Origin of the sequence: Halococcus thailandensis JCM 13552, from assembly GCF_000336715.1 — an archaeon.
In the GTDB taxonomy this organism is placed as follows: Archaea; Halobacteriota; Halobacteria; order Halobacteriales; family Halococcaceae; genus Halococcus; species Halococcus thailandensis.
This window is the reverse complement of record NZ_AOMF01000119.1, coordinates 1-25,816: the sequence shown is the minus strand read 5'-3', so window position 1 is coordinate 25,816 and position 25,816 is coordinate 1. Positions and strand designations below refer to the sequence as shown.

General features: G+C 55.2%; 24 protein-coding genes. 20 read left to right on the top strand and 4 right to left on the bottom strand.

The genetic code is table 11. The features are described from left to right. Window positions 1-433 precede the first annotated feature (433 nt). Entirely contained in the window at window positions 434-1,435 is a 1,002-nt protein-coding gene (locus tag C451_RS05485; protein WP_007738567.1) for a universal stress protein, read from the bottom strand. Between the two features lie 252 nt (window positions 1,436-1,687). On the opposite strand from C451_RS05485, the gene C451_RS05480 reads away from it, so the two are divergent. Further along, the gene (locus C451_RS05480) at window positions 1,688-2,356 is read left to right on the top strand and encodes a potassium channel family protein (protein ID WP_007738565.1); all 669 of its coding nucleotides are present in this window, start codon (window positions 1,688-1,690) and stop codon (window positions 2,354-2,356) included. A gap of 54 nt (window positions 2,357-2,410) precedes the next feature. Here C451_RS05480 and C451_RS05475 read toward each other — a convergent pair whose 3' ends face one another. After that, entirely contained in the window at window positions 2,411-3,205 is a 795-nt protein-coding gene (locus tag C451_RS05475; RefSeq protein WP_007738563.1) for a MarR family transcriptional regulator, read from the bottom strand. Window positions 3,206-3,374: 169 nt separating this feature from the next. On the opposite strand from C451_RS05475, the gene C451_RS05470 reads away from it, so the two are divergent. The 15 genes from C451_RS05470 to C451_RS05410 all read left to right on the top strand — a co-directional run bounded on the left by C451_RS05470 (window position 3,375) and on the right by C451_RS05410 (window position 19,480). Further along, the gene (locus C451_RS05470) at window positions 3,375-3,596 is read left to right on the top strand and encodes a hypothetical protein (protein ID WP_007738562.1); all 222 of its coding nucleotides are present in this window, start codon (window positions 3,375-3,377) and stop codon (window positions 3,594-3,596) included. 441 nt (window positions 3,597-4,037) lie between these two features. Further along, window positions 4,038-5,093 carry a universal stress protein gene (locus C451_RS05465; protein WP_007738561.1) on the top strand — a complete coding sequence of 352 codons (1,056 nt, stop codon included), beginning with the start codon at window positions 4,038-4,040 and terminating at the stop codon, window positions 5,091-5,093. A 389-nt stretch (window positions 5,094-5,482) separates the two neighbouring features. After that, window positions 5,483-5,572, top strand: coding sequence for a potassium-transporting ATPase subunit F (locus C451_RS24355; protein WP_080503513.1), 90 nt, complete (start codon window positions 5,483-5,485; stop codon window positions 5,570-5,572). A gap of 3 nt (window positions 5,573-5,575) precedes the next feature. Then, a complete protein-coding gene (locus C451_RS05460; RefSeq protein ID WP_007738560.1) occupies window positions 5,576-7,336 on the top strand; it encodes a potassium-transporting ATPase subunit KdpA in 1,761 nt (586 codons plus the stop codon). Window position 7,337: 1 nt separating this feature from the next. Further along, window positions 7,338-9,608, top strand: coding sequence for a potassium-transporting ATPase subunit KdpB (kdpB, locus tag C451_RS05455; protein ID WP_007738559.1), 2,271 nt, complete (start codon window positions 7,338-7,340; stop codon window positions 9,606-9,608). Continuing rightward, complete coding sequence (kdpC, locus tag C451_RS05450; RefSeq protein WP_007738558.1) at window positions 9,608-10,258, top strand: K(+)-transporting ATPase subunit C; 651 nt, start codon at window positions 9,608-9,610, stop codon at window positions 10,256-10,258. Before kdpB ends, kdpC begins: the two co-directional genes overlap by 1 nt. Further along, window positions 10,258-11,076 carry a universal stress protein gene (locus tag C451_RS05445; RefSeq protein ID WP_007738557.1) on the top strand — a complete coding sequence of 273 codons (819 nt, stop codon included), beginning with the start codon at window positions 10,258-10,260 and terminating at the stop codon, window positions 11,074-11,076. Before kdpC ends, C451_RS05445 begins: the two co-directional genes overlap by 1 nt. Before the next feature lie 7 nt (window positions 11,077-11,083). Next, on the top strand, window positions 11,084-11,245 hold the full coding sequence (locus C451_RS24585; protein ID WP_449271508.1) for a DUF7563 family protein: 162 nt from the start codon (window positions 11,084-11,086) through the stop codon (window positions 11,243-11,245). Between the two features lie 8 nt (window positions 11,246-11,253). Further along, on the top strand, window positions 11,254-11,913 hold the full coding sequence (locus C451_RS05440) for a potassium channel family protein (RefSeq protein WP_007738556.1): 660 nt from the start codon (window positions 11,254-11,256) through the stop codon (window positions 11,911-11,913). Between the two features lie 301 nt (window positions 11,914-12,214). Then, a complete protein-coding gene (locus C451_RS05435) occupies window positions 12,215-12,691 on the top strand; it encodes an Lrp/AsnC family transcriptional regulator (protein ID WP_007738553.1) in 477 nt (158 codons plus the stop codon). Continuing rightward, complete coding sequence (locus C451_RS05430) at window positions 12,688-13,773, top strand: DHH family phosphoesterase (protein WP_193788303.1); 1,086 nt, start codon at window positions 12,688-12,690, stop codon at window positions 13,771-13,773. The genes C451_RS05435 and C451_RS05430 overlap by 4 nt, the downstream gene beginning before the upstream one ends. Window positions 13,774-13,908: 135 nt before the next feature. After that, on the top strand, window positions 13,909-14,664 hold the full coding sequence (locus C451_RS20950) for a recombinase family protein (protein ID WP_080503512.1): 756 nt from the start codon (window positions 13,909-13,911) through the stop codon (window positions 14,662-14,664). Between the two features lie 330 nt (window positions 14,665-14,994). Beyond that, entirely contained in the window at window positions 14,995-16,896 is a 1,902-nt protein-coding gene (locus tag C451_RS05420) for a transposase (RefSeq protein ID WP_049912989.1), read from the top strand. Between the two features lie 107 nt (window positions 16,897-17,003). Beyond that, window positions 17,004-18,221, top strand: coding sequence for an IS701 family transposase (locus C451_RS05415; protein ID WP_007738543.1), 1,218 nt, complete (start codon window positions 17,004-17,006; stop codon window positions 18,219-18,221). Window positions 18,222-18,649: 428 nt separating this feature from the next. Beyond that, window positions 18,650-19,480 (top strand): IS5 family transposase, encoded by an 831-nt coding sequence (locus C451_RS05410; RefSeq protein WP_007738541.1) that lies wholly within the window; start codon window positions 18,650-18,652, stop codon window positions 19,478-19,480. 92 nt (window positions 19,481-19,572) lie between these two features. Here C451_RS05410 and C451_RS05405 read toward each other — a convergent pair whose 3' ends face one another. Beyond that, a complete protein-coding gene (locus C451_RS05405) occupies window positions 19,573-20,412 on the bottom strand; it encodes an ABC transporter permease subunit (protein WP_007738536.1) in 840 nt (279 codons plus the stop codon). A gap of 175 nt (window positions 20,413-20,587) precedes the next feature. On the opposite strand from C451_RS05405, the gene C451_RS05400 reads away from it, so the two are divergent. Then, on the top strand, window positions 20,588-20,824 hold the full coding sequence (locus C451_RS05400; protein ID WP_049912988.1) for an ATP synthase subunit K: 237 nt from the start codon (window positions 20,588-20,590) through the stop codon (window positions 20,822-20,824). A 74-nt stretch (window positions 20,825-20,898) separates the two neighbouring features. Here C451_RS05400 and C451_RS05395 read toward each other — a convergent pair whose 3' ends face one another. Further along, complete coding sequence (locus C451_RS05395; RefSeq protein WP_007738532.1) at window positions 20,899-21,741, bottom strand: ABC transporter permease subunit; 843 nt, start codon at window positions 21,739-21,741, stop codon at window positions 20,899-20,901. Between the two features lie 140 nt (window positions 21,742-21,881). On the opposite strand from C451_RS05395, the gene C451_RS23130 reads away from it, so the two are divergent. From C451_RS23130 to C451_RS05380, 3 genes are all read left to right on the top strand, one after another. Beyond that, window positions 21,882-22,175 (top strand): toxin-antitoxin system TumE family protein, encoded by a 294-nt coding sequence (locus C451_RS23130; protein ID WP_007738530.1) that lies wholly within the window; start codon window positions 21,882-21,884, stop codon window positions 22,173-22,175. Further along, complete coding sequence (locus tag C451_RS05385; RefSeq protein WP_007738528.1) at window positions 22,168-22,638, top strand: HVO_A0114 family putative DNA-binding protein; 471 nt, start codon at window positions 22,168-22,170, stop codon at window positions 22,636-22,638. Before C451_RS23130 ends, C451_RS05385 begins: the two co-directional genes overlap by 8 nt. Window positions 22,639-22,711: 73 nt before the next feature. Beyond that, entirely contained in the window at window positions 22,712-25,519 is a 2,808-nt protein-coding gene (locus C451_RS05380) for a Hachiman antiphage defense system protein HamA (RefSeq protein WP_007738526.1), read from the top strand. Window positions 25,520-25,816: the final 297 nt, after the last annotated feature.

Sequence of the window (25,816 nt, the reverse complement as noted above, 5' to 3'; positions counted from 1 at the left end):
CGTGTAAGACTGTTAGTGCGGTTATCCGGACGAGAGCTGCCCCCAAGCCAAAACCAACAAACGCTGCCAACAGCGATATCTGGTTCCGAACACCGTCGACTCCATTGAGTAAGTGAAGGACAATCAACGAAGAAGTTTCAATACAAATGGTGAAACCGAAAGTGAGTCCGAGTGTTGTGAAATACAGGTCCGACGTGAATGACAAAAACTGATACTGTGGGTTCCAAAGTCCGACAGTGATGAAAAGCAGTCCTCCAACTACGTATAGCAAAAAAATGCCGACGAGAACAAACAAGAGCGCGAGCGATAGTCGTACACCGAGAGTACATCCACGCTCAAGCCAGGTCACTATTCGACTACTCAGCGAACGCTCTGGGTAGGCTGTGAGTTCCTCGTCCGACTGCATAGGATCTCTCACGGTCCTTCCAGTCAACTATTCGGAGCCAGAGTTCGCTCGTACGTCATCGCCTTTCAGCCAGCGATAGTAGAGGGACGTACGGGCGGGCGTGTTTTCTTTCGCCATCAAGACTGTCTCGTCCGCACCGCTCCTCACCCGTTCCGGATCCGATCCGTAGACGAACTGCTCCAACAGACCCTGTGTCGGTGCGCCGATGACCGTCACATCGTACTCGTCCGAGCGTTCGATGATCTCTTCAGCGATGGTGTCCGTCTCGACGATGGTGGTTTCGACATCATCTACCATATTGAGTGCGTGCGCCGCTGCCTCGACGACGTTTTCGGCGTCGACGCGTTCGCCGTCCGTCGCATCTTCTGCCACCCCGTGAACCACGTCCACTTGTGCGTCGGCTTCCGCAGCAAGTGCCTCGGCGATTTCGGAAGCGAGCCCGGAATGAGGTCCTTCGGCAGCTGCGAGGAGGATTCGCTGTGGCTGTTCGGGTGGTAAACCGACGCTATCCTGTGGTGAATCTCTCCCGAACCGTTGAACGAAGACGTCACCTTCGGCCCGTGCGGCGAGTTTTTCGACGGTATCACCCGAAAGAAGCCGACGACGTTGTGAGGATTCGTCCCGCACACCCAATAGGACGGCGCTACAATCGTGGTGACTGGTCAAGTCGAGGATCGCACTGACTTCGTCGTGGGTGATGCAGATTCCCCCACTAACGGGAATATTCTTTCCCAACTGTTCAGTATATGTGACGAATTGGTCGACTTCTTGACGCGCTTGTTCGGCTACCGCATCGTTTTCGACGAGGGATAGTGGTGTCTGCTCCGGAATGTGAAGGATATTCCGTATCAAGATCTCACCGTCACGGTTACGAGCAATAGCCCGCGCCGTCTGGAGTAGCCGTTCGACATCGCCCTCCATACGACGCTCGATGTCGGAATCGAGGATTGGGACGAGTATTCGGTACGAACTCTCAGTCGCGTTGGTCGCGTCGCTCTCCGTGCTCGCTCCGTTTTGTTTGCTTGACATGGTTGTTCAGCCTCTACAACCCCGCGTCACATAAATGTGTGCTTCACAGGTATCACAAACCTATGCCATTCGCAGTACCTGGATGTTATAATATCGGAATGGCATTAGCGATGGAAGAGCGTGCCTTCATTCATCTGCGTCTGTACCGGGTTCAGTCGTTCGTTTCCGAATCGTGCGTCGAGACGACTCGCTACGAGCGAGCCACTCTAATCGTAGCAGAGGGCATTTGTCCTTGGGTTTCGAGAAGCTCTCATGAACATCGTCGTTGTTGGTGCCGGCCGTATTGGGAGTCACGCGATTGAGCTGACCACACGCGAACAGGAACACGACGTAATCATCATCGAAAAAGCCCCTGAGACGGCCGAGACGGTCAGCGAGAAGTATGACTGTCTTATGATCAACGGCGATGCGACCTCTCGGGAGGTGCTCACTGAGGCAAGCGTTCCAGAGGCAGATGCGTTGATCAGCACCACCGACGACGATTCAGTTAATCTCACAGTGATGATGCTCGGACGCGAGCTTGGCGCGTCCTCGCTCGTGAGCGCGGTTCAAGACCCCGGTCATCTCAGTCTCTTTCGTGAGCTCGGAGTCAACGTCATCCAGAATCCACAGCGTCTCACAGCGCAGTACCTCGTCCACTCGATCCAGCGACCCTCGATACGGGATTTCATGAGACTCGGTGAAGGTGCTGAAATCTTCGAGATTCCGATCACAGTGAATGCTCCCGTCGGGGACAAAACGCTTCAGGAGGCCAACGAAGGGGGGTTGATCCCTGATGAGACGATCGTAGTTGCGATCGACCGCGACGGTGAGTTGCTCATCCCCGAGGGTGACACGGTGATCAAGCGAGGAGATCTCGTCACGGTGTTCTCGCGAGAAGGAGCGACCTCACAGGTCGTAACACCGTTCACCGGCGAGTAATCCGAATTGGGCTGTCATAGCACCGATTCTTCGTCGTAAATCAGGGGCGTTCGGTCACTGGACCCACGTCTCTTTAGTGGTTTGTTCCTGAAGCGCCGTGCGAAACCGTTCCGACTGCAAAAGTGCTGCACGAAACTGTTCCGACTCCACGAGTTCTTCGAGGAGTTCCTCGGAGTCCAAGAGCACGTCGACCAGTCGCTCGCTCGTCAGCGGCTCGTCAGGGAGTTCCTCCGCATCGAGCAAGTCCCCGTCTAGCTGTGCCGAGCGGAGGTCGTCGATCGCTATCTCGCCAGAGAGCAGATCAAGCGATTTGAAGTTCAGTCGCCAGCCGCCTCCGCGTTCGGCTGGTATCGTCACTAACAAGTCGAGGTCCGCTAGGATATGGAGCCGTTGAAGAACGTACGGTTCGCGCAAATCGAGCTCGTCGGTGATCGTGGACGAATCGGCTTCGCCGTTGTGTTTGGCGAGCACTTGGAGGATATAGAGGTCATCAAGCGTGATCGGGCTGTGGTCCTCCCCTTCCGTTTGTCGTGCTTCCAACAATCGCTCCATGACTCGCTCGCCGAACTCGCTGGCCGTCACGTGGTCGTATTCTGAGCGGAGCTGAAAGGTGATCAGCCCCTTATCCGTAATCGTGTACTGGTTCGAACGTTCCGATGGTCCCACTTTTTCCAGGAGACCCTTTCCGGTCAATTCGGCCAGTCGATTGTTGATGTACTGACGGTCTCGATCGAGCAATTCGGCCAGATTCGGCGCGATGTGGCGCTCACCATCGCTCACCTCCTGAAGAATGTCGAAGTCCGTCGGTTTGATGAGTTTCATGTACAGTCCTTCGTCACCCGACTCCATTACTCTTATGTCCACCGGATGTGTGCCATGTACGTTTCTTCCCCATATGTGATCAACACATGTTTATACAGTACCCGTTTACCGAGCCAGTAATCGACCGGTAAGGACCATCTACTTCGGCACACCGAATGGAACGTCGAAGTCGTCCACCGGCCGAAACCGTCCACCCATGATATCGACATGCACGTCGGCAGTTCCCGTCGAACTGGACAGCGGAACTGCTCTCTACGACTACCAGTGTCAGGAGCACGTCGTGGTGGCTGTGATCGACAGCACCGGCATTACCGTCCAGCGAGCGGCCGGGCAAGTGGGCCTTCCACGCTCACTGTTCGAGAGGAACTACGACTTACGATGGATCCCCGGCGATGGATGTCTGGAGTGGAGTGCATGAGGGAAACAGAAGCGGAGGCCGTCCCCGCTGTACCCGAATCACTTCCACGTGCGCTCGCAGGACAGTTTGAGGACTTGGATGAGGCCGAACTTCGCGCGGCCTTCGAGTACAGCCGTTCGTTACTCCGTTTGCGACACGACAATCAGTATCGACGTGAACTGCACGAGAGGCAAGATCGGATCCGTCGAAACGAGAACGATGATCGATTAGCGATGAAGGAGGCGCTTCCTTGTAACGATGACTGTGAAGATTGCCCAAACGGATTATATCTATATCGTATCATATGTGATGATGGAGACGATCACAGACAGCGAGAGCTCATCGGGAAAATCGAAGGCCGTACTAGTGTGGGACAAAGGTCGTGATGCGCCGTCGTAGAATTCTGTGCTTTGTACAGCAAATCGAGAGGTTGGTAACCAGCGTGAAGGTGGCAATGGTCCGATGAATGGCTCCGTCGAATATTCTATCGATGTCTTTGACGACGACTCGACCGAAGAGACCGAGCCGTACCTTCAGGTTTCCACGCAGAATCAATTCACGAATCGGTACCGAATCCTCGTTCCGGTTCCCGAACAGGTGATTACAGAAGATGATCCGGGACCCATCGAGCCGGTTTTAGCCAGTGCCGAAGCACTCGCTCACGAACATCACGGGTCGGTTCTCCTCTTGGGAGTAACTACTGTATCGGGACAGCGCTCGCTTGCACGAATCAAACGATGGATCGATGACGACGGTCGGGAACGGCTCGAAACAGAAGCGCAGCAGACATACAGCAGAGCACAAGAGCACGTCGAATCGTTGCTCGAAGCTATCGCACGGTCCCGCATCGATGCGACAGCACACGGGCTACTCTGCGCCGATCACCGAATGGCCGCAGCGATCCGCCACACCGCTGCACGATACCACTGTGACAGCGTCCTGATGACCCAAAGTACGAGGTCGCGCTTTCGATGGAGGTTCGATCAGGGTGCCGTCGAAACCATGCTTGCCGACGCCGATTGTGACGTGTTCGTCGAGAATCCGAGATCAAGGGTGGGCGAGCACGGACGCATACTGCTCGCAGCGGGGAGCGGCCCACACACCGGTCTCGCAGCGGTAGCCGCTCGCGCGCTTGCACTGAAATCTACTGCTGATATTGACGTGATCCACGTGCTCGACCCGGACGCTGGCGGCGAAGATCGTGCAGAAGCACGGCGAGTGCTGGATTTCATTTCGCCGGTTTTGGCCGATCTGGAAGGGGTTACAACAGAGATCGTCGAGGCGAAGGACGCAGCAGCTGAGATAATCAAGCGGTCAGACGCATACGACGTGACTATCCTCGGGGCACCGACCAAGAACACACTCAGGCGATTTCTGTTCGGTTCGACACCGGACGCTGTCGGTCAGCGAGCCTCAGGGACGGTATTAGTCGCAAGACAAGGGGGCGGCACTCCATCGTCGGTCTACTACCGATGGAAACACGCCATCGAACAAAGCGGGACGGCCACTGACGAGTAATCGCTGGAGTAGTCTACCGATCAAATGCTATGTTAGGTATGCATCATGAATTGCAATACCCGAGCGTAAACCACTGTACTGGCTCAATCCCCGCAAATCGTCGTTTCGACATGCTTATAGCGGCGTGTGATTATGGTAGTTGTGATGGTCATGTGTGGATCACAAATGATGTGCAGCGAAGAGAGACGGGAACATCAGTCGCAACCACCGACGAAAGATTCGGCTGGACTGGGTGGGATACGTTCGCCGATAGCATCCATCCATCATAAAATACGCATAGAAATTTCATCTCGGTGTAATAGACGCAGTGGCTGGGTGATCAGACAGAATGACTTGCGCATCCACCCGCAGGATCGCTCATCTTCACCGGCATCACAGGAGTCTGAGACATGTTGATCGGAACTGCTGGATTAGGTATCCTCACTCTCGCCGTGCTCGCGTACCTCTCGTACGTGATGCTGAATCCGACGAGGTTCTGACCGATGGCAAACCCAAGCCCTCTCGTCGAGTACGTGGTGTTCTTCGCCATACTCATCCCCCTCATCTACGTGGTCGGCGAGTACCTCGCATGGGTCTACCACGACCAAGCGAACAGCGATTTTAGCCTGCCGCGCCACTTTCAGTGGTTCGAGCGGCTGGATGGGGTGTTCTCGTCTATCGAAAACGCCATCTATCGGGTGAGCGGTATCGATCCTACCCGTCGGATGAACTGGAAACAGTTCGCCGTTGCCGTCTTGATCTTCAACGGGTTCATCTGGGCCTTGTTGTGGCTCGTTCTGTCCTTCCAGGACGTGCTGCCGATGAACTACGCCGGTGTGGATGGGGAGAGCTGGGATCTCGCCTTCCACACGGCGAGCTCGTTCACCTCGAACACGAACCAGCAACACTACATCGGTGAGAACCTCTCGGTGTTTGCGCACACCTTCGGNGCCTTCCACACGGCGAGCTCGTTCACCTCGAACACGAACCAGCAACACTACATCGGTGAGAACCTCTCGGTGTTTGCGCACACCTTCGGGATCGGGGTTGCAATGTTCCTTACTCCCGCGACGGGCCTCGGCGTGATGCCAGCGTTCGTACGGGGGTTCACCAACCGAGAGAACTCGGACCTCGGCAACTTCTACGAGAACGTCGTGCGGGGGCTGGTACGATTCTTGCTCCCGATCGCGTTCCTCATCGCACTTATCCTGATCGCAGAGGGCTCCGTCCAGACAATCACGAGCGGAAAACTGACCGCTGACACGTTCACCATGGGGATTCAGAACATGCGGATCGGTCCCCACGCCGGCATCGAGGCGATCAAGATGTTCGGGACGAACGGCGGCGGCATCAACGGCGCGAACGCCGCCACGGCGTNTGGTGCGTGGGTCGGCAAACGCTCGCATGGTATCGTGCTCATCGCAGGGTTTTTGGTCATCTTTGCCGCGCTCGCTGGCGTCGCGATCGTCGGTGAGACGGGTGCCAACCCTGGCATGGATGTCTCGGCTGGCGGCCTGAGCGTTGACCAGTCAGCCGGCAACATGGAGGGTAAAGAGACCCGCTTCGGGCCGACTGATAGCGCCATCTGGGGTCTCTCCACGACAGCGACGACGAACGGCGGTGTGAACAGTATGCACAATAGCTGGAACGCGCTGGGGGCGTTCTCCCTGCTGTTCGCGTTCGCCACGAACAACATCAGCAACGGCGTGGGCACAGGACTGTTGAACATCCTGATGTTCGTCATCCTCACTGCCTTCATCGGCGCGTTGATGATCGGCCGACGGCCCCAATACCTCGGGAAGAAACTGGAATGGCACGAGATGCGCTACGTCTTTGTCGTTATTCTCGTGCTCCCGCTGCTGGTGTTGATCCCGATGGCCCACGCGTCCATCTTCCAGGGGGCCATCAACGCGATGAACAACGCCGGATTCCGCGGATTCTCCGAGGTACTCTACGAGTTCTTCTCGGCCTCGGTGAACAACGGAAGTGGGTTCGAGGGTCTCGGCGACGGAACGCTGTACTTCAATCTCGTCAACGGGTTCCAGGTCCTGCTGGCCCGGTATGTGCCGATCACCGCACAATTGGCCATCGCCGGCTACCTCGCAAACAAGGAAATCAGTCCCAAATCGCGCGGCTCGCTCGATACCGAGACGCCCGCGTTCCTCACCCTGCTGATCGGGGTCATCATCATCGTGAGTGCGCTGGTGTTCCTGCCGGCGCTGGTGTTCGGTCCCATCGGCGAATTCCTGAGTGGAGGCATCTGACATGGCAGAAATCCAGATCACCATCGATACTGACCAACAGAAGCAGGCGATCACCGACTCGTTCAGCAAACTCGACCCGCGGTATCTGGTCACGAATCCAGTGCTGTTCGTGGTCGAACTCGGGACAGTAGTCGCGCTGCTGTTGACGATCTACCCGCCACTGTTCAACGCGGCGGGGTCGCGCGTCTACTATGGAGTCATCACCGCGTTGCTCGGACTCACGGTGCTGTTCGCCAACTACGCAGAGGCCTATGCCGAGCTCGAAGGTGAGGCGCAGGCGGACAGCCTACGCGCGTTACAGACCGAAACCAAGGGCAAACGGCTCCTGAACGACGACACACCGCTCGAAGACATCACCGAAGACGACTACGAGGTTGTCGAGAGNGGCAAACGGCTCCTGAACGACGACACACCGCTCGAAGACATCACCGAAGACGACTACGAGGTTGTCGAGAGTGACACGGTCGAAGAGGGTGAGACCCTGTTCATCGATGAGGGTGACATGATCCCCCGTGACGGAACCGTCGTCGAAGGAAGTGCTTCGGTCGACGAGTCCGCCATCACGGGCGAATCAGATCCGGTCATCCGCCAATCCGGCGGCGATCGGACGTCGGTCGTCGGTGGGACCGAAGTCCTCTCCGACCAAATCAAGGTCGAGGTGACGACCGAGGCGGGCGAGTCGTTCCTCGACGAGATGATCGGTCTCGTCGAGAACGCCCAGCGGCAGAAGACACCGAATGAGATCGCCATGACGATCCTGTTGAGTGGTCTCACATTGGTGTTCGTCGTGGCCGTCGCGACGATGTACTTCTTCGGCCAGTATCTGGCAACGTTTGTCACTGGATTCGCGGGTCTCGATATCGTCGAACTCGTGGCGCTGTTGGTCGCGCTCATGCCGACTACCATCGGCGCGCTGCTCGCGGCGATCCGCGTCGCCGGGATGACCCGCGTCACCCGACGGAACGTCATCGCCAAATCGGGCCGGGCAGTCGAGGCCGCGGGCGATCTCGATGCCCTCATCCTCGACAAAACCGGGACGATCACGACCGGTGAGCGCGTTGTCCAGGATTTCCACTCGTTGGGCGATACAGACGAAGAAACCGTCACGACCGCAGCACTCCAGTCGTCGTACTTCGATGAGACGACCGAGGGACGGTCCATTGTCGAGCTGGCTGAAAAGCGCCTCGGGGGCAACCCCAACCCGGCAGCACTCCGCGAGAAACTCGATTACGAGAAGGGCGACCTCTCCGAGGACACCTTCGTCCCGTTCTCGGCGGAGACGCGAATGAGCGGTATCGACCTGCCTGATGACACCGAAATCCGCAAGGGAGCGGTCGACGCGGTAGAGGAGTACGCTGACTCCGTACCCGGTAAGCTTCGCAGCGTTTCGAACGAGATCAGCGAGAACGGAGGGACGCCGCTCGCCATCGCGGTTGACAAGCGCGTTGTTGGAATCATCGAGCTACAGGACGAACTCAAACCCGGTATCGCAAGCCGGATCGCACAAATTCAGGAAATGGGTGTCGAAACCATCATGGCAACGGGAGACAATCCGCGCACAGCCGCGTGGGTTGCAGAACAGGTCGGGATCGACCGCCACTACGCGGAATTCGACCCCGAAGAGAAGATCGACCTCGTCGAAGAGGTCCAGAACGAAGGCAAACTCGTCGGCATGACCGGCGACGGCACGAACGACGCGCCCGCGCTCGCGCAAGCTAACGTCGGCCTTGCGATGAACGCCGGGACCAACGCTGCCAAGGAGGCCGGGAACATGGTCGACCTCGATTCGAACCCGTCGAAAATCATCGAAGTCGTCGGTATCGGCAAGCAGTTGTTGATGACGCGTGGCTCGTTGACGACGTTCTCGGTCGCCAACGACGTGGCGAAGTACTTCGTGCTGCTTCCCGCGATCCTCGCAGCAGCGGTTCCGGGACTGGCGGCGATCGANACGTTCTCGGTCGCCAACGACGTGGCGAAGTACTTCGTGCTGCTTCCCGCGATCCTCGCAGCAGCGGTTCCGGGACTGGCGGCGATCGATATCCTGAATCTCTCGACGCCGGCGAGCGCGGTCACGGCGACGTTGATGTACAACGCGTTCATCATCCCGTTACTGATCCCGCTCGCGCTGCGCGGCGTCGACTACGAGGCTCAGAGCGGCGCGCAACTGCTCCGGAAAAATCTCGTCGTCTACGGTGGTGGTGGACTCATCGCTCCGTTCATCTTCATCAAGGCGATCGACGTGCTGTTCGTCGCTCTGGGGGTGTTCCAATAATGGAACGACGCGATGTCCTCGTGCCGCTGCGACTGCTGGGCGTGGGCCTGCTCATCTGCGGGCTGCTCTACCAGGGGTCGCTAGCAGTCATTGGCACGGCAGTCTTCCCGAACAACGCGGCCGGAAGCCCCGTCACTGTCGATGGGCAGGTGGTTGGATCAGCCGAAATCGGCCAGGACTTCCGCCCCAACGATCCGGGCGACGCGCAGTACTTCTGGTCACGGCCGTCCTCGATCAACTACGACGCGATGCAGTCGGGGAGTGCAAACCTCGGACCGACCAATCCCGCGCTCTCCAAGCGCGTCCGGGGGGATTTACGCAACATTTCGCAGTACGAGACGCCCGATAGTACTGTGCCGGTCAACCTCGTCGCCGAATCGGGATCGGGATACGACGCGGAGATCTCGCCGGCCGCCGCTCAGTATCAGGTGCCGCGGGTCGCCAATCAAACCGGCATCTCCGCGGAACAACTGCGCGGAATGATCCAGCAGGCGACGGCGGAGCCGTGGCTCGGGGTCTGGGGCCACGAAGCTGTGAACGTCCTCGAACTCAATCTCATGGTGCGAGAAGAACTCCAGCAAAACCAGCAGAACGCGAGTAGTCAGCGCATAGGGACTGAACACAACCAATTCGAGCGTGGTGATCATTGATGGATGAAACAGCACAACAGACCGGCTACGAGCGGGTACTCGTCCCAGTCGGCGACAAGTCTGACCCGAACAACCTGACCGAGCTCGCAAGTCTCCTCGTTGACCCGCGACACGGCGCGGTGCAGTTCGTTCATGTGACGACTGATCGGAGCTTCGTCGGGTCACAGGAGGCGTGGCGCACGGGCTCGGAGAGCGTTGCCCAGAGTCAACACCAGCTCAGACAACAGGGTATCGAGAGCACGGGATCGATTCGGACTGCGCGCAACGCGGTCGCCGGCATCCTCGAAGAGGCCGAGGAATACGATGCCGACGCCATCCTCATCGGATGGACCGATACGGACGCTGTTTCGCGGATCGTCGAGCAACTGCTCCGCAAAGCAGACTGTGACGTCCTCGTCTTCAGGGGCGACGCGGATCCGACGAACGCGGAATCACTGTTCGTACCAGTCGTCATCCCTCCGGACGAAAACCGTCTCCGGATGACTGCGATCCTCAGCCAGCGTTCGGAAGCGCCCGTCACGTTCGCGTACGTGGTCGGGAACGAGAACACCGAAGAGGACGGCTGGGAGGTCCTCGAAAAATCCGCAACCGGGCTGGAAGCGTTCGGCGTTCAGGCTGAAACTGAACTCGTCAACGGCAACGACGTGATCGGGAAACTCGGTGAACTCTCGGCGGATCACGATATCATGGTTATCGGTACGTCGCGTGGGTGGTGGCTCCGTCAGTCGTTGTTCGGCCGGAAAACCGACGAGATCGCCGAGACGGCGCAGTGTTCGATCCTCATGCACAAGTGGCAGGGAGAAGTCCCGCCGGAGTGAAACCTGTATGCCACACTGTCGTAACTGTGAGTCATTCGTGTCCGACCAGTACGTCCGCGTGTTCGCTCCTGATGGGATGGATACTGTTCGGGTCTGCCCCTACTGCGAAGACAAGTTGCGCGAGGGGGCCGAGGTTCGAGAGGCACGTTCACCGCGACACTCCGGTTGATTAAATTGATGCATGTACTCATCGTCGGCGGTGGCAAGGTCGGCAGAGATCTCGCAACCCGGTTCGAAGCCCGCGGCGAGAACGTCGTCATCATCGAGAACGACGAATCCATTGCCAAGACCAACCGAGAAGCCGGATTCACTGTCCACATCGGTGACGGAAGCGACAGCGACGTGCTGCGCACCGCGGGAGCTGAGAACGCCTCGCGAATCGTGGCGACGACCGGTAACGACAGCGTTAACCTCCTCGTGGCACAGCTGGCTGCCACGACGTTCGACACCGAGCAGGTCATCTCACGGGTGGATCAGCCCAAGAACACCGACGCTTTCGGGGAGTTGGATGTCGAGACGATCTCTTCGACCAACGCCACTTCGTGGGCCATCGACAATCAGATCGGACGCCCGGCGCTCTGGAACTGGATGACCGAACTCGGCCAATCGGGCGACATCCAGGAATTCGAGATCACCGCCGGGGATGTCGCCGGCAGGACCATCGCCAACCTCGCCACCGTCATCCCCGAGGGATGCCTGATCGCGCTCGTCAGCCGCGACGGCGAGAATACGGCTCCCGGTGGAGACTTCGAGCTTCAAATTGGAGACCGTATCACGCTAATCGGCCGGAACGATGCCGTTAGGGACGCGCTCGAACGGTTCCATTCCCCCGACTGAGTTTCCGGTTGCCATTCCTGCGTCGGGACGGTGGATCAGCGATCCAGACCGTCCCCGCTGTCTGTCGTTCCTGTGTCGCCACTCTAATCCGGCGATCCGATGGTATACTGACTTTGTGTGATCGCTACGTGTGTTGCACCGGAAGGCATATACCGAACTGGGACATTAACAGACTCATGATAATCGACAGAAGAAGCGCACAACAGCAGTTCCTCTACCGACTATTTCACTGTGGCACACGCGAAGAACGTCCGTAGTTTATCGAATTATCACAAACAAATCAAATCAGGGTGGTGAAATCATGGTGTGCTCCATCGACGACATCGACAAACGAGTCATTTACCATCTAATGAAAGATGCACGGAACGTGTCTGCTCCGACGATTGCTGACGAAACAGATGTCTCGGACGGAACGATCCGCAACCGCATTCAGCGCCTAGAAGACGAGGACATCATCAGGGGCTACCACGCACATATTGACTATGAACAGATCGATGGAATGCTGATCTGCTTGTTTGTTTGTAGTGCTTCGGTTCTCGAATCGAAAACACACATTCTGCGGGCTCTCGACGTGCCAGGAGTAGTTAACGTACGAGACCTTATGCCCGGGCGAGAGAATTTCCATGTGGAGGCAGTCGGAACAAATACGAACGAGTTGATGCGTATTGCCACGGCACTCTCGAAACTCGGACTCGAGATCGAGCACGGGAGGATGATCCAGCAGGAGTTCTTCCGTCCGTACCAGCCGTTCGGTCCCGAAGAGGAGGTTAGCCCATGACAGGAGAGACCGGCGATACGGGCGCAATGAATCAATCACTGCGGGGGAATGGCTCCGGGAGAGTCGATAACGATGCCGTGGACGTAGCGACACGAGCCGATGCGCTCCTTGATATTCTTCATGCAAACCAGTCGCTCGCAATCATCTGCCACAATAATCCCGATCCGGACTGTCTAGCGAGCGCGCTCGCTCTCGACCACATCGCCGAAGAGGCAGGTGTCGAACACGTCGACATCTACCATGGCGGGGAAATCACTCACCAGCAAAATCGAGCGATGGTCAACCTCCTTGATATACCCACTGAGCCATACGCCGACGCGACTCCTAGCGAATCCGATCTCCTCGCGTTCGTCGATCATGGGGTTCCTGGCCGTAATAACGAGGTGTCTGCCGAAACACCGATTGATATCGTCATTGATCACCACCCGGCAGATGACGTAGACGCTCAGTATCTCGATCATCAGCCGGACAGTGGCGCGACAGCGACGATCATGGTCGAGTACCTGCGTGCGTTGGATCTCGCTCTTGACGAGCAGCTTGCAACGGCACTACTATTCGGTATTCGACGAGAGACGCTCGGATTCATGCGTGGAGTGACGGAAGCCGAGTACGCGGCTGCTCAGTATCTCCACGCCGAGGCCGACAAAGACACTCTGCGGACGCTTGCCGATTCGCTGTTCACCGGTATCACTCTCGACGCAATCGGGCAGGCGGTCCTCAACCGACGAGTGCGCGGGTCGTGTCTCGTCGCTTCCGCGGGCCGGACGTCTGAGCGGGACGCGCTGCCACAAGCGGCGGACTACCTGCTGAATCTCGAAGGCGTGAGCACGACCGTTGTATTCGGATTCATCGACGATTCGATCCATCTGAGCGCACGTACTCGCAATACCCACGTCCACATCGGCGAAGTAATCGAGGAGGCGTTCGATGACGACGGAAGTGCCGGCGGGCATCGGGAAATGGCAGGTGGTGTCGTTCCACTAGGCCCGTTCACGCCCAGTGAGGCGGATGAGACGGTCGAGGGAATCGTGTCCGAGGCGGTGTACTCCCGCGCATTTGACGCGCTCCAAGAGTGGTGCTAAATCTGTCACGAACGCCCGATCCTCGAACAGAGATCCGTATAAGCGATACGAAAAACTGGTGTTTTTCGTATCGATACGAAAACCCCCGTTCTTTATATATTGAATCTCGGTACGAATAGGGTGTCCGAACTCACCATGCAAATCGCCGCCTACGTCCGCATCTCGACCGACGACCAGAACGAACAGCGACAGATGCGCGCGATCCGCGAGAAGTATGATGAGCAGGATAACCAGATCGAGTGGCATTGCGACCTCGGTGAGAGCGGGGCATCGACCTCGCGGCAGGAGTACCAACGCCTCCGCGAGTCCGTCGCGGAGTACGATGTGGTGGTCGCACACGAACTCGACCGGTTCGGGCGATCATTCGCCGACCTCGCGGGCTTCGTCGAGGATCTCCGTGAGAAGGGCGTCGACATCGACCTCGTGAACCAACCTATCGGGACGGTCGGCGAGGACGACTGGATGGCCGAAATGATGTTGAACATGATGATGGTGTTCGCCGACGCCGAACGGAAGATGATTCGTTCGCGCGTCCAAGAGGGCATCGACGCCGCGATTGCCGATGGCAAGCGTGTTGGACGACCACCGTTCGGCTACACGGTTGAGGATGGATTCCTCCAGCAAATCCCCTCGGAGTACGTTCGCGCGCAGAGCTTCATCCGCGAGGTGCGTAAGGGTCGTGAGAAACACGCCACCGCGTCGTTCTTCGAGATCCCTGGTTCCGCGGTCCAGAGCATCCTCGCGCGGGCCGAAGCAAACTACGATGTCCCGTTCGATAACGACCAGTGGCGACTCGAACGGGCGAAGGTTGACGCCGGTGAGAAGGAACTCCCGCCGCTTGACGCTCGAAGCGAACAACAGCCTCCATCTGCGAGGATATCGACGGAGTGATCCGCAGTATGAACGGATAGTGACCGACGACGTTCGTTTGAGCACAGATCCGGTGAGGGCACGGGTGGAAACCGGACCGATTAACTACCCATCAGCGGTACGGTCGGTATACCCGACAAAACCTATGGCACAGCACTCACCGCACCACAGGACGTAATCGAACGGGCGACACTGCCCTTCCGTCTGCTTGTTGGGTGACTCGTGGTGGCGGGTGAGACAGATGTCATGGGAGTGAACTCACAATCAGAGTCGGACGCGGATTCACCCGACACGACCGCGCGTATCGACGCGAAATCACCCGCCGCGAACCGGCTGAACGACACGGCGGAGATGGTTGCAGCGGCTCTCGTCGCCGACGCGACCGATTATCACGGACAGACCCGGTTTTTCGAAGACGAACTCGACGGGACGGACGATGCTCTCGACGGATTCGTCGTGGATGTCACGACTATCGTGCAGTCCCAATGCGAACGCGCGACGGACTACGCCGACATCGAAATGCTGGTTTCTCGGCTCCCGATTGACTATCTCACGTTCGCCGCGCACGATTCGTTAGCGCCGTACTCGGGACCGTACCCGATGGCGCTACTGGTGCGAGCGTTTCTCGTCGAGGAAATCAACGGCTGGGACGAGACCGCTCTCCACGACCACCTCCGAGCAAACTCATCTCTCCTCCGCAGGCTCGGCTTCGAGTCGCTGCCGAATCAATCGACGTTCTGGCGAGCATGGAATCACCGTTTCAGCGAGGCCCTCCGCGACGCCGTACAGGAGTGTGCTGAGGCGATTGTGAAGGCCGCACGCGCCTGCGATGTTTCCCTGCCCGAACGAATCGACACCGGCGACGAAGACGAACCAGACACCGTTGATTGTCCGGAACGCCAACTGCTCGCACAGAAAACCGACGAGGTGTGGCAGCAAGCCAAACCGTTCGTCACCGATGCGTTCGCGCTCGATCGGGGACCAAACTGGGAAATTCACGAGAACGCTTTCTGGGAACAGCACGCCTACATGGGAATGCGTGAGGATATGTACGCGCGCAGCGGTCCGGCCTCGTTTTCGCTTGATACCACGCGCGAACGTATTCCAACTGGATCGACCCACCGCTACCAGATCGGGAAGCACTCGGTCGGTGAAATTCGCTCAATGCTGCGGAGCACCACGCGGATGATCATCGCCCGCGCCCGACAGAACGGCGAACTCACAGGCAAGCTCTGGGCGGCCATCGACGTGACGAAGGGATTTCCGTTTACTGGCGACGTAGAGGACCACGAAGACGACATCCTCGGGTACAAGGACGGCAGCGATTACTACCAGTGGGCGGTGCTCAAAATCGTCGGGATGGACGTGCCGCTCGTCCTCGACGCTATCCCGCGCGAACGAGGCCAATCGAAGGATGAGATCGTGGAGAAACTGCTCGAACACACGACCGAGATGGTGAATCTCGATCTCGTGATGATGGACCGCGAGTTCGACAGCGGTCCGGTCAAGGAAACCTGCGAAGAGTACGGCGTCCACTTCCTGAATCCGACGCGCATTTTCGAAGGCAGTGACGAAGCCGAGACCATCGCGTGGATGTACCGCAACGGCAAACGCTTCCACGTTACCGAAGAGGAATCCGATGACGACACGCCGACACGCAAGCAAATCTATCTCCCGCAGCAGTCGAGTTCGGGCGATGACGACGATGACGAAGACGACAGTCTCTCGGAAGTGTGGACGGAACTGTGCGGCGAGTGGGAGTTCGAGGACGTGGAGGGCGAACCAAGCGGGCGGATGTCGTTCTCACGGCTGCTCGCGGACATCCAACGCGAAGAGGAAGTCGAAGATCGCAAGCAGAAAGCGCAGAACGGAGACGTGGACACATCCGAGACAGTGGTGTTTGAGACGAACCACCCGTATGTGACCACCCGCGACGTCGCCGGTCAGCAGATGAGCGGAAAGGAATTCATCCACATGATCGAGCGGGTGATCCGCTGGTATCGGCGTCGTTGGGGTATTGAGAACGGGTTTAAGAAGCAGAAACACTTCATGGTGAGAACCACTTCGACCGAGAGCGACTATCGGTTCTTCAATTTCGCGTTCGCGTGCGTCCTCTATAACGTCTGGCGACTCGTCGATCTCCTCGTGAAGCTCGCCATCGACGGCAAGAATCGGTCGTACAAGCCACGGGTGGATGCGAACCAGTTCTTGACCGTCGCCAAGCAGTTCTACGGTCTCGATCCACCCGACTGACGCCGATCTCTCTCGTGTTCGCCCGATTCGTGAGCGGCGGCGCTGTTTCATGCCGCCTCAGCTTTGCACGTTAAGTAGCGCCGCGTTGTAGGCGAGGGTAGCGGACGATGCTGCCAATCACAGATCTTCTGTCGTGTACGGAGCCAATCGACGAGTTCGAGTCACTGTCGCCCGAGCAACAGCATCACGCGAAAACCTACACCACAGGTCTTGTTGCCGCCAGCAACAAGACCGTGGCTGGGATCGCACGCGAGGTCATTCCCGCACAGGGCAAACGAGCAGTCAACAAGTTCCTCACCGAGTACGATTGGGACGAGGATCAGGTAAATCACGAACGCCTCGAAGAGTTGCAGAAACACGGTGAAACGCGCTGGTCACAGGATGGCTACATCATCCTCGATGACTCGGTGAACCACAAAACCGGGAAGGAACTTCCCGGTGTCGGCAGATTCTACGATCACGCCGAAGGCGAGACTGTTTGGGGACAGAATCTCGTCTACGCCTTCTACGCTGACGAAAAGACCGCCTACCCGCTCGCTTTCCGGCTCTACGATGATGACGACGACCGCACGAAGTACGATCTTGCCAGAGAGATCATCACGGAACTCGAAGACGAGGTAGGTGTCCCGGCGGACACCTACCTCATGGATTCGTGGTTCACTCACGATTCGAATCTCATCGACCACATCGAATCATACGACAAGGACTGGATCGGCCCGCTTCGCAGCAATCGGCAAGTGACCTACGGTGGCGAGGAGATCCGCGTCGATGCGCTGGCAGAGCGCATCGACACGGTTGAGCGAGAGATCGACGATGAAACCTACAAAATCTGGACACAGAAGCGGTCTGTCTCGGAATTGGGCGAGGTACGACTCCTCATCGCGGAGAAAGTCACAGAGGAGGACGACGAGAATCCGCTAAGGTATTTCGCCTCGAACAAGATCGGCGCACCGTCTGAGCATTTGATCCGGTCGTACTCATTCAGATGGCCGGTAGAGGTGTTCTTCGAGGATTCGAAGCAGGATCTGGGCTTTGGAGACTGCGAGGTACGGGATGAGGGAGGTGCCAGTCGGCACTGGCACCTCCAGATGCTGGCCTACAGTCTGCTGCGGCTTGGTCCTGAATCGAGCGCCTCGGGAACGCAGTGCTCGAAAGCGTCGTCGATCCAAGTCCAGCTGGAATACGCTCTGAAGGAAGCTGTGTATAACCTGTTTTCGTGGGTGCGAGACCATCCAAAACAGGCTCTTGACGAATTGATGGAAGAAATCGAGCATCTCTTCCTTCACTCGGACGGCTCAGACGGTTCAAAAGGGTGGTATCTCTGAACGTGCAAAGCTGAGTCATGCCGCTTTATTTCATGCTGTTCTGGTTCGATTCTCAGATGAGAAAGTGATGGAGACTGCCGCTCATTTACTACACGTAAGAGCACGTTAGAATGAATGGCCAGTCTATGCATGACAAATCTAGCTAGCCGACATCAGCTGGACACCAGTTTTGCTTCTCATTGGCCCATATCTCGCACCAATAGTCGGCCAATTCATCTATGGCGTGCTTGGAGAGGTCAGTCAGATCGCCGGACTCCTGTGTATCCTATATGGATTGCGGATGCCTACTGTTCGATCTGGGTGAATCTCAATCTGAGATCAACCATTCCAAATCAGCTGCATTTTCTATGCATTGGGCTCAGTTGAATCCGCAGACGGCAGCGGGATAGGCCGCCAGAATCACGGAGTTGAAGCGGGAGAGTGCTGTTATGCAGAAGACGCTCTTCCGCTTCGTGAAGCAGGTGGCTTCACTCGCTCAAAAGCTTACTGACGCGGTGCTCATGCAGCTCAGCGATCCAGCCGGCAACGGGTTTGCCGGCTGGAAGCACGCCGTGTTGCTCTACCTCTGCGAGCACATGGACGCCGAGTACGAGGAGATCATCGATTGGGCCGAGGAAATGGAGCGTATTCGGTTTCTGTTGGGTCTCCGGCGCGGGAAGTTTCCCGCGCCTTCGACGCTGTGCAAGGCGTTCAAGCGGGCTCCAATGAGTGTCTGGCGAGAGCTGCTCCGCCGCTCGGCGGAGCTGCTCGATCAGAACGGCCACGCTGCGATCGATGCCACCTATTTCGATCGCCAACAGGCATCGGCTCATTACCTCAAGCGGACAGGACGCTCGATACGAACGATTCAAGCGACGTTTCTGGTCGACACTACCGAGGGAGCGATCCTGGATCTTCACTGCAGCACGAAGTGGCCGAGTGGGATGCGAATCGGTCCGAAGGTCGCCCTGCGGAACGCAGGCGACCTTCGAAGCCTCGCCGCTGACAAGGGCTACGACGACATGAGCTTCCGCGAAGCCCTTCGAGCGGTCGGCGTCCGACCGCTCATCAAACACCGCGTGTTCGCACCGTACGACCACGCGCACAACGCCCGCATCGACGACGAGCGCTATCACCAGCGCTCGACGACCGAGAGCGTGAACTCCTCACTCAAGCGCTCACACGGCTCCGCCGTGCGAGCGCGTGACTGGTTACGCCAGTTCAGAGAGATAGCTCTCATTGCTGGCGTTCACAACATAGAACGGGCGATAGATGCGTGAACACCGCAGATATTCGCGGCTTCAATTGAGCCATGCATTGAGAATGCCTGACCTCAGTTATGTACCGTCGCTAGTGTATTGCTGATAGATGTTCACTCTATGTCTGTTCGCCTGAATATCAGATAGCTAAGAGCGAGCGGGACAACAATCCATAATCCCATGACAATGAACCCATACCAGTCAACCCAGAAATTCGCCTTCAAGAAAGCAAACGACGTTATCTCACGAGTTACTGGGATAGCTGCCCGTGTGGCTTGAGCGAATGCCGTTGAAGGATTCATATAGAGAAATACCGCGATCCAGCTCGGGAGCTCTCCCACCTCTATTGGGTAGCCGACAAATGCTACCGTGAGTAGTGATCCAATCGCGTCCCAAACAACCAATATCACGAGATATGCTGAAATCGCTCCAAAGAGCGCCCACTGCATCGTTTCTGCAACTGCCGAGAACGAGACCGCAATTGACACACAAACCAGCGCATAGAGCGCTGAAAGAAGTGTATACGCTACAAATACTGAAAGAGAAAACGAATCGTATGTGAAGAAAGCGATAGTCGCAGCGGTGCCGTACGCTGTGAGTATGGCAACCGATACTACGGCAGTTTGACCGATAACCTTTCCAAGAAAAACCTCTCTCCGTGTGTTCGGGAGTGCAAGAAGAAGCTTGATACTCCCACTATCACGCTCACCAGCGATTGCTTTGTATCCAACCACGATCCCAATCATAGGTATGAGATACAGCGCCGGTTGTCTCATACTATTCAAGAGCGCCAGCATGTCCAGATTACCATTGACTGGCTGAGACATCTCAGGAATCCACTGAATAGCTGACCAAAACCCCGACAAGACCACCGAGAGTCCGATAAGCCCGAGGAGTGTGTATGAGCGGATCGAATCGAGAAACTCTTTTTTGGTGACTGCAACCAAGCTCATTCTATCAAGATCGGTCTAATTGATATTTAGATATGGCGATATTCTCCGTGATGGATTATCCACATATGGGGTCTAGAGAGCTTCTCGGCTCTATCTAATATAGATTTTGGCGAAGTTACTATTACCCACCGACACGAACGAACATATGCACCCAATGCTGGCCCTTGGCTTCGAGATGGCCGGGAGCAGTGGACCGATTCAAATAACGGGCAACATCGCGGATGCTGTCGCTGCACTTGCCGTCGGAATTGCAGCACTCGGCGCAGGAATTGCTGAACGGGGAATCGGTGCTGCGGCGCTGGGCGCTCTCGCCGAAGATTCGGTTTCGTTTGGTGTAGCACTGGTGATGACCGTCCTTCCGGAGACGCTCGCGATCATCACGCTGGTGGTCGTCTTCGTCGTCGGCGCATAGGGTCGAAAATTCTCTTCTACAGTCTTCTCAGGGGATATTCGATGAATTACGGAATTTCAAACTGCTGTTCTCGACTATTCTATGTCAGATTTGCTGAAACAAAAATACCCAATAGCTATCGGAATAACGATCCACAGACCAAGGACAATGAAGCCATACCAATCGACCCAGATATTCGTTTCTATGTATGTAAACCTAGTAATTTCACGGTATTCAGGGAGGACTGCTCTTGCGGCGTTGGCGAACGCTGTTGAAGGATTGAGACCATAGACAACTGATAGCCAAGCTGGTTGTTCCCCTGCCGGGACTGTATAACCGACTGTTGCCGTCTGTAGGAGTGCTGTGATTCCGTCCCAGAATATCAGAATCACGGAGTATACAGTTATTGCACCCGCAAGTGCGCGCGTCCGCGATCGCGTGCTTGCTGAGAAGCCGAGCGCGATGGAAACACAAGCCAGAGCATATAGTAGTGTGAGCAGGGTATAAAGCCCGAATTCGACAAGTGCAAACGAGTCGTACGAAATCAACGCCACGAGGGCAGCCGCACCGTATCCAACCAGAATTGCTGTCGAGACCACAGCAGTCTGGCCGAGCAATTTTCCAAAGAAGATCTCTCCGCGAGTGTTCGGGAGTCCGAGAATGAGCCTGATACTGCCGCTGGAACGTTCGCCAGCAATCGCTTTGTATCCGACCATGATCCCGACCAGTGGTACCAGATAGAGCGAGGGTTGCCTCATACTGTTCAAGAGCGCTAGTGTGTTTGTATCACCACTCACACTAACACCTGGTAGGTTGGGTATCCATTGGATTCCCGCTAAGAAGACCGTGAACGTCACGAACAGGCCGACGAGTCCAATGAGTGTGTACGAACGTATTGAATCGAGATACTCTTTTCGCGTAACGGCAACCAAACTCATTGTTTTGTCTGTTGATCCATTTCCCACTTAATGATGCTGATTACCGTTGCGATTCATCAGAGTCCGAGTGGTCTGCACAAAGTGTAGATCCTCACAGCCTTTATGGCCTATGAGGTTATAGGTCATAGTAGGCGCACGAGATGTCAGGACCACTCGAACTCAACCGTGCTGTCCCGGGTGGACGTGTCGAGATATTCGCGATTCTCGACGCAGGCTATCCCGGCGGGTGGTTCTATCGCTTCCAGTACTACCACCCTGAAGAAGGCGAAATCTTGCGCTACGACAACGCTCATGACGATGAAACACTCGGCAATCACCACCGACACGTCGCCGACGGCGAGAATACTGCTCTCGGATTTCAGAGCCTTGTCGCGCACGTGAGCCTGTTCTTCACTGAAATAGCGCGCATCATCGAGGAGACACAAAATGACTGACAACGACCCCACCGACGACGGCTGGCCCGCCGAATATCGCGACCCGCGTGACCGGCCTCATCCCGAGACACTTCGGATCACGGTCGAACCGTTCGAGCAAGCACGTGAGGAAACGGTTGCAGCAGCACGCACTGTCGAAGACGATGAATCGACGCCCGCAGTCGTCTCGTTTGCGAGCATCGACGATCTGCGGAAAATCCTCACCGAGCGCCGCATCGAACTTCTGCGCCTGCTGATCGCCATTGACGGTGCGGCCGAGAGCATCACCGCACTCGCGGACGCTCTCGATCGTGACTATCGTCCAGTTCACGACGATGTGGGAGTGCTCGACCAGTATGGTCTCATCTTCATCGTCGACGAGGGTCAGACGAAACGTCCCTACGTTCCGTACCGCAGGATCCGCCTTGATGTTGAGCTCGCAGGTGGAACCGATGAGACTGACCCCGCGGTTGCATCCGGGTGAACAGAGCTGATTCACACATTCCGGAGGTAAGCTTATTATCCTCCTATTGGATGTGTAACTCAACAGTTGAAAGATGGAGGAGGAATTTGATGTACCTTGGTCAGAGCACACGGTGATCGATGGAAAAGAGCTTATTGACTATATTCAAGAAGGCGATCAATGGCAGGAGAGCAAGGTTCAGGTTAATTCCTATATCGTGAAACCAAACTACGGTACACTTGATTATAGTAGTTTCATACAATATTTGGGGAAGAAATATCCGTACTTCGCGTTTTCGGAGGAAGAAGTGGAAGAATTCGACCGTCCAATGCATCGTGCACAGAAACTCTCTGATTATACTGATGACGCGCGCTATGATGGTAAGTGGGGGGAGCTGATTCTATTCTTACTTGTAGACGGCGTTCTTGACATCCCAATGGTATCTCACAAGCTTGGTTGGAAGCAAAACCCAGTGACCCAAATCAAAGGTTCTGATGGGCTTTTCTTCGGAAATTTTAACGGCGATCCCAGTCTTGCAATCGGAGAAGCGAAAATGTATGGGGAGCTCGGTAGCGGTATTGAAGAATCGCTTGATAGTACGGATCGTTTCCATGGCGATGGAAGCCAAATCAGAAACCAGCATGAATTAGGAGTTGCTGCAGGAAATCTGAGCGAAAACCTTTCATCTGAGAAAATTGAACAATTGGCTTCTTTATTCGTTTCGCAGGAACGTGATTATCAGATTATACATCCCATCTTTGTAGGCTATGATGATCCAGATTTGAGCGAATTGCAGACAGACCCTCTCTCCGATGAAGAGCTAATAGAGCGTATACGGGAACACATTTCAAAGACTGATTTGAAATCAATTGTCTTATTTATCGAAAGTGAATTAGAACATGGAGAGGTCTTTGAGGCTATATATGTTGTTCCAACACGCGCATTAATATCGGAAGTTAGCAAAAAACTTAGCAACCTTCACGAAGATGTAACTGTGAAAACAGGGGCCTATTTTGACAGTCAAGACGATGATGAGGATACTGGTCACACTTTTCTTGTTGTAACTCCTGAACGATGCCTGCGACTAATTGAACAAGAAAATCGATCAAGAATTGATCCGAAACTGATTTTCTTCGATGAAATTCAAAACGTTCAAGATGGCGAGCGAGGTGTCCTTTTTGAAGATATTATCCAATTGCTGAGTGATACATGGCACGACACACAGATCATCGCTGCTGGCCCGTATTTGAAGAACCCCTCTACTACGCTCAATTTGATATCTCATCGAAAAGTGGCTGAAATAAAATCTGCTTTCACCCCTATATTACAGATGAAAGTCATCCTTCGGTTCAAAAAATCCGAAAACCAACTCCAAAGCCAACGGAAAATAGATGTTGTTTTACATTCACCAACTGGAGATAAACTACGATTCACAATTCCAGAGCCTGATGATGTCAATTATACGGTGGCCAAAACTAGCAAGAAACGGGCGCTGAATGTTTTATTGAGTGAATATGGAAAAGACAGTCAGAATTTGGTCTATGCTGGTCGAACAAATCACGCCGAAGAACGAGCTGAAGTGATTGCTGAGGATCGAGATCGAGTTGTGACATCGTCTCGGGTTGATGATTTGTGTAAATTCTTGGCAAATGCTATTCACGAGGATTATCCTTTGATTGATTATCTAAGGAAAGGTGTAGCATTTCATCACGGTCGTGTTCCAAAAATTGCACGTGAAGAGATTGAAGAATTGTACCGAGACAAAGAAGGTTTAGACACAATTGTTTGTACTTCAACACTGCTTGAAGGCGTGAATCTCCCTGCTGAGAAAATTTTTCTCACTAGTGCCTATCGTGGGAATGAGAAGTTGTCAGAACTGGATTTCCAAAACCTAGTCGGACGTGTGGGCCGAATAGATTCGCGATTATATGGTGCAATTTACTGTGTTGAGGCTGAGGATGATGAGTGGGTTGATGACAAGCTAGAGGATGAGGTGGAAGAAACTGTAGAACCATCAACTAGTAAGGCGACAAGTCGTCCGGATGAACTTTTGAGAGCGCTTGAAAGTGACGACATTCGACAGGTGGAGGACGATTCACTCCGCTATACGTCTGTCTTACTGCGATCTCGACATCTCAAATCTGACTATGATGTAGAATCTTACCTCAATGAAAAAGGTGTTTCAGATGACGAGATAACTTCTATGAAGTCTGAACTCCAACAGAGTCTTGCAAATGTGGATATTCCGGAGCGGCTACTGAGGCGCAATCCGACAGTTGACCCTCTCAAACAAGATCAATTATATAGTTTAGTGATCGATAAACCAGAACATTGGGTCGTTGCAAACAACCAAGGGGAATATTCGTACAACCGACTTCTGGACGTTACTCAGCGGTTGAATCAGATTTTCAAATTTACAAAGGACAACGAGCTCGGGATTGACCCCGCGAATCGAGAAACCAAACATGGTGCGATTTCCCCTATTGTAGTTGTTGCAGATCAGTGGTTGTGTGGCAATTCGTATCGTTCAATGATCCAATCTCGACGTGATTCCCCTAATGTGCCTGACGAATCCATTGGAACGTCCATACGCAGCGTTCTTGATTTGATTAATGATGATGTTCGGTTCGTTTTGGTCAAGTACTATGGTATGCTCTCAGACATGCTCGAAGAGTCAGATCACGAGGCAGAACAATGGACGACAAACTTTGATCGGATGTTAGAGATGGGATCAATGAACTCTGCAGAATTGCGCCTTATGTCTCAGGGAGTGGATCGTTCAGTCGCGCTTGAGCTGAAGATTCCTCCTAACGTAGACGATGTATATGATTACTTACAAAGTCGGAAAGGACGGATCCCAAATTTCTACGTTCGACATTTAGAAGCGCAAGGTGTCCTTTGATTACGGTTTGCTCAGATTGTCCTGGAAAATTCGATCGTCCATTGTGTGTTTTAGCATATTGCATAATTGACATACGCTCTCTACACGGTGATTCCAATAGACAATGTGTTTGTGGCATGGAAAGCCAATGGCCAGTGTTAGTCTCTATAGCACGATCTTGTGCTCGTGTGGCTGTACTTTAATACAGGAGGCTGTTTCAAACAATCCATGGGTCGCGTCGCAAAGTCCTCTAGACTTTGCCTCTGGTAGCCTCGACTGTGAGGTCACAGCTCATGGTTGTTTTGGTTGAGCGGGTGA